Source organism: Mycobacterium sp., from assembly GCF_049281135.1.
In the GTDB taxonomy this organism is placed as follows: Bacteria; Actinomycetota; Actinomycetes; order Mycobacteriales; family Mycobacteriaceae; genus Mycobacterium.
The window spans coordinates 1-4,836 of sequence record NZ_JBAPRN010000573.1 but is presented as its reverse complement, the minus strand read 5'-3'; the positions used below and the strand labels follow the sequence as shown (position 1 = coordinate 4,836).

Annotated in this window: 5 protein-coding genes, 1 pseudogene and 1 riboswitch; of the genes and pseudogenes, 2 read left to right on the top strand and 4 right to left on the bottom strand. The window is 64.6% G+C overall.

The genetic code is table 11. The features are described from left to right. Positions 1-821, top strand: an 821-nt coding sequence (locus WAN02_RS22500; protein ID WP_422266536.1) for an SGNH/GDSL hydrolase family protein, incomplete at its 5' end; no start/stop codon positions are given. Here WAN02_RS22500 and WAN02_RS22495 read toward each other — a convergent pair. Next, complete coding sequence (locus WAN02_RS22495; protein WP_422266534.1) at positions 822-1,481, bottom strand: O-methyltransferase; 660 nt, start codon at positions 1,479-1,481, stop codon at positions 822-824. Between the two features lie 83 nt (positions 1,482-1,564). After that, a riboswitch (M-box (ykoK) riboswitch) is annotated at positions 1,565-1,738 on the top strand. A 267-nt stretch (positions 1,739-2,005) separates the two neighbouring features. Here WAN02_RS22495 and WAN02_RS22490 point away from each other — a divergent pair. Continuing rightward, positions 2,006-2,332: a hypothetical protein gene (locus tag WAN02_RS22490; protein WP_422266532.1), complete on the top strand. Its 327-nt coding sequence runs from the start codon at positions 2,006-2,008 to the stop codon at positions 2,330-2,332. Positions 2,333-2,338: 6 nt separating this feature from the next. Here the strand turns inward: WAN02_RS22490 and WAN02_RS22485 are convergent, their stop codons facing one another. The 3 genes and pseudogenes from WAN02_RS22485 to WAN02_RS22475 form a co-directional block, all read right to left on the bottom strand. Then, the gene (locus WAN02_RS22485; RefSeq protein WP_422266530.1) at positions 2,339-3,280 is read right to left on the bottom strand and encodes an NADP-dependent oxidoreductase; all 942 of its coding nucleotides are present in this window, start codon (positions 3,278-3,280) and stop codon (positions 2,339-2,341) included. Between the two features lie 195 nt (positions 3,281-3,475). Next, the gene (locus tag WAN02_RS22480) at positions 3,476-4,213 is read right to left on the bottom strand and encodes a L,D-transpeptidase (RefSeq protein WP_422266528.1); all 738 of its coding nucleotides are present in this window, start codon (positions 4,211-4,213) and stop codon (positions 3,476-3,478) included. A 268-nt stretch (positions 4,214-4,481) separates the two neighbouring features. Next, positions 4,482-4,836 (bottom strand): annotated as a pseudogene (locus WAN02_RS22475) (elongation factor G-like protein EF-G2); the annotation flags it as partial.

The window sequence follows — 4,836 nt, the reverse complement described above, 5'->3', positions numbered from 1 at the left end:
GTGCCGCGGCGATCACGCTGCTGGTGGTTCCCGTCGTGCACAAGCCCGGCGTCAGCGCGCTCGACGCCAGCCTTCCGCCCGGTGTGTCGCCGGTCGCGGTCGTGTCGCCGTCGCCTCCCCAGGGAGTCCGGCCCGCCCGGGCCATCACACAGCGAGACCCGCGGCGGCCGTTCACCGTCTCGGTGTTCGGCGACTCGATCGGCTGGACGATGATGCACTTCCTGCCGCAAACCCCCGGGTTCCAATTCATCGACCACACCGTGATCGGCTGCAGCCTGGTGCGCGGCGGCCCGTATAGCTACCTCGGCCAGACCCTGGACCAGAAAAGCGAATGCGAATCATGGCCGGGCCGGTGGACATCGCAGATCGCCGTCGACCAGCCCGATGCCGTCCTGCTGGTGATCGGCCGCTGGGAGACCGTAGACCGGGTCAATGAGGGACGCTGGACGCACATCGGGGATCCGGCCTTCGACTCCTACATCGGCGCCGAGCTACGGCGTGCGGTGGACATCCTCAGCTTCAGCGGTGCGCCGCTGACCGTCGCGAACCTGCCGTACAGCAGGCGCGGTGAACGGCCGGACGGCAGCCTGTATCCCGAGGATCAGCCTGAGCGGGTGGACGAATGGAACGCCATGCTGGGCAAGACCATTGGCAATCGTCCGGACGTGCGGATACTGGACTTCAAAAAGAAGCTGTGTCCTGAGGGCACGTACACCGCCAAAGTCGATGGCATCCAGGTCCGCAGCGACGGCGTGCACTTGACCGAGGAAGGCGTTCAGTGGCTGACACCCTGGCTCGAGCAATCGCTGCGCCCGCGGTGACTAAACGCCGGCGTGGCAGCTGATCTCCATGCTGTCACTCTCCCGGGCGGCGAAATTGACGCTGACATAGCCGTTTTCACTGTCACGGACGTAGTCGAGGTAGGGCTTCGCATCGGCCATCTCGGTGTTGTCGGCGATGACGAGAGCGCCGGGTGACAGACGGTCCTCGAGCAGTTTGAGCACCGGGAGATACAGCTCTTTCCAGCCGTCGAGCAGCACGAAGTCAATCGGCCCGTCCAGGCTCTCCAGGGTGGAAAGCGCGTCGCCGCCGAGGACGGTGATCACATCGTCCAGCCCGGTTTCGGCGAAGGTCTTCTTCGCGGCGGCGATCTTGCTCTCGCTGAGCTCGGTGGTCACCACCTGGCCGCTGCCGTTGTCGCGCAACGCCGAAGCCAGGTGCAGCGCCGAAATGCCAAATGACATACCGAATTCCACGATGGTGTTTGGACGCGTCGCTCGTACCAGCGAGTACAGCAGCCGGCCGGCCTCTGGCGTCACGGGGATATAGAAGTTGCTCATCGTGTCGGCGCGTTCCTGCGCGGTCCGCGCCGTCGACATGTCGGGGCGGCTCGCGCGCAACTGTGACATCTGTTCGCGCGACTCGGTATACATCCGGTCAAGCGTTTCGGCGACTCGAGGATCCTGCAGTGTGGTGGCCATGCCGTCGAGCCTAGCCACGCGGCCGTGAGAATTGGTCTCCACCATGTTTGACGAGCATTGATAGTGGTGCGAGGATGGACCGGCAAGCACCTCGGTAGGTGAGGCGTCTGCACGGATACAGGCCACTGACCCCGAACGTCGAGAGACGCCCCGGGTCAGGACAGCTCCTCCCGACCTAAGGGTTGAGCCCAAGTGGCTTCCGGGTGTACCACCGGATACGCCGTGCAGTGCCGAAGCTCCGACGATGGGGGTGCAGGTTGGTCCGCCTGCCGGCGGCTCCAAACCCCCGTCACGCGTGCACTGTGGTGACACCCCCGTGTGTCCTGGCCGTAAGGAGGTGAGGGCGATATGAGTCCGAGCGATAGTCCGCATCCATATCGGAAATCCATTTCGTCCCGATCCGGTAGCGGCCTTCCCGCCGCCGCCTGAGCCTCCCGGTGTTCGGTTCTTCTTGTGCCGAACTGCAATTGGCGGTGGCTGACTCGTTCGTATCGATGGGTCGGGCTTCCCCTGAGGAGACCATCATGCGTCCCAATCCCGAGCGTCAGATTCATCGGGCGTGCGGCGACGTCCGCGCGGCCCTGTTCAGGGCATTGGAACTCCTCGCGGACGGCAGCATTCCCACCACCGCCGGCGACGACACGTTCAAAGCACTCAGCGATTTGGGTAGGCTGCAGCGCCATCTCGCCGATGCGCTGCAAGCCACCAACCTGCTCGACCAGATGGTCGGCGTTCCGGTAGAGGAGCGTCAGCCATGGTCGTACTACCGGAGCCGGATAGCCCAGAAAGCGAGACCGGTCAGCGCCGTCGACGATGACAGCGGCATGGCCGGCCAGGCCACCGCGTCCTGACCAGGATCACGAAACCTGAGGCAGCAGAACGATCTTGCCGTGCGTGTGTCGTTGCTCGAGTTCTGCGAACGCGTCGACGACCCGGTCGAGCGGGTAGGTCGCGGCGACATCGAAGTCGAGTGCGCCGGAAGCGACCAGATCGGCGATCTCGGTCAGCACCGCCGGCGTCGAGGCCTCAGCGCTGCCCTCGCTTTTCGCGCCGACCTCGGCGGCCTTCTCGAAGGAGATGATGGTGTTGATCCGCTCCGGTGACACGCCGAGGTCGACCGCCAGCTGCACGTAGTCCGGTCCGAACAGGTCGATGAAGGCATCGATGCCGTCCGGTGCGGCATCCCGCAGTCGCTGCGCCAAGCCGTCTCCGTATTCGATCTGCTCGACACCGTGCGCGCGGAGCCACTCGGCATTGCCCGACGATGCGATACCCAACACCCGCACGTCGCGCAGTGCCAACAGCTGGACCACCAGGCTGCCAACGCCTCCGGCCGCGGCGGAGACCGCGACGGTCTCACCCGGCTGCGGCGCGACAGCGCGAACAGCCGCATAAGCCGTGACGCCGACGACGTACAGCGAACCCGCGACCTCCCAACTCAACTCGGCAGGTTTGTGGATCAGCTGGTCGACCGGGACTTTCGCGTGGGTGGCGTGGCTCGACCGCTGGAAACTGAAACCCAGCACCTCGTCGCCGACGGCGAAATCGCTGACACCGTCTCCGACCTCGAGCACCACACCGGCCAGGTCGCTGCCCTCGCCGGACGGGAAGGTAGCGGGGAATCGTTCGTGCAGTGCCCCGCTGCGGATGCCGATCTCACCGGGGTTGATGCCGGCTGCGCGAACCTCGACCAGCACCTCGCCGGCACTGGGCGACGGTCGATCGATATCGGCCACGTACAACTCCTCGCGCCCGCCGTAACGGTCGAAGCGGACTGCTCGGGCTTGTGCGGCTACCATCGTGCTCTCCCTGCTCGTCGTTGCGAAAATCTCTCGGCTGCAGCGACTTTGAACAATTGACCGAGGTCAGGTGTATCGAGTTGATCGCTCATGCGTTACAGCCCTATGTATGCGCAACAGAGGCAGCCCGGTGATGTCTTCCGGCGTAGCGGTGTGACCGCCGTCACACCGACGTCGCCGCCTCAGAAATCGGGGTCAGGCCACCACGTTGATGGGGTCCCCGATGTGGACCGTGTCGAAGTACCACGCGGCGTTGTCCGGGCTGAGGTTGATGCAGCCATGGCTGACGTTCGAATAGCCCTGAGAGTCCACCGACCATGGGGCCGAGTGCACGTAAACGCCGCTCCAGGTGACCCGGACCGCGTACGACGCGGTGATCTTGTATCCCTCCGACGACTCGAGGGGGATCCCGATGGTCCGCGAGTCCATGACGACCGTGCGCTCTTTGGACAGCGCAGAGAAATTTCCGATCGGTGTTGGACGAGTGGGCTTACCCATCGACGCCGGCATCGTGCGCAGCACCTCGCCATTCTGGCTGACCGTGAACGTGTGCGCGGAGATGCTGGCGACGCCTACCACCTGATCACCGGTATCGAAACCGGTTGACAGCGCATGGACTTCGACGCCGACATGGCTGTGGGCCGGCCAGTAACCGTCCGGCTTCCACTGGACGGTGTTGGTGTCGACCCAGTCGAATCGCCCGGTGACGTGATTCGGTGCGGTGATCTTGATTGCCCGTTCGGCGGCGACACGGTTGGTGACCGGGGCGGTGAACGTGACGATCACCGGGTGGGCCACGCCGACCACGGCGCCGTTGGCCGGCTGGATCGATGCCACGCCCGCGGACTGGTTTGGCGGTGCGATCGCCGCCGTGCCCGTGGCCACCGATCCCGCCACGGCCAGCATTGCGGTCAGGGCCGCAAGCCATCCCATTCGAATCGCTCTCACCACGGTTCCCACCCTCCGAGACGATGCAAGCCCGAAGCGCTCGCATTCCCTAGCTCTAATATGCCCTATCCAGCGCTCAGCAAACAGATTATTAGTTGCGCAAGTCGCGATCGTTATAACCACTTTGCAATTATCAGTGCTGTTCACGCACCAAATGCGCGCTAGAGAGTGATGTCGAAGTCCTACGCTGGCCACGATGTGGCAAGCGGAAATTGCACCGACTATGCGTTGGCTCTGTGGGCCGCGTGGCGCGTCAGCCCGCGGACTTCACTCGCGCCGCAGCGGATTCTGGCATCGGTTCATACCGGGCGAAGGTGCGGGTGAACGAGGCCGCTCCGTGTGAGAGCGAGCGCAAATCGATTGCGTAACGGGTCAACTCGACCTGTGGGACTTCGGATCTCACCAATGTGCGGTCATTGCCGGCCGTGTCGGTCCCCAGCACCCGCCCGCGACGGCCGGACAAGTCGCTCATCACGGCGCCGACGAGGTCATCGGGTATCAGCACGGAGACCTCGTCGATCGGCTCGAGCAGGGCCGGTTTCGCCGCGGCCGCGGCTTCTTTGAGCGCCAGCGCGCCGGCCATCTGGAAGGCGAAATCCGAGGAATCC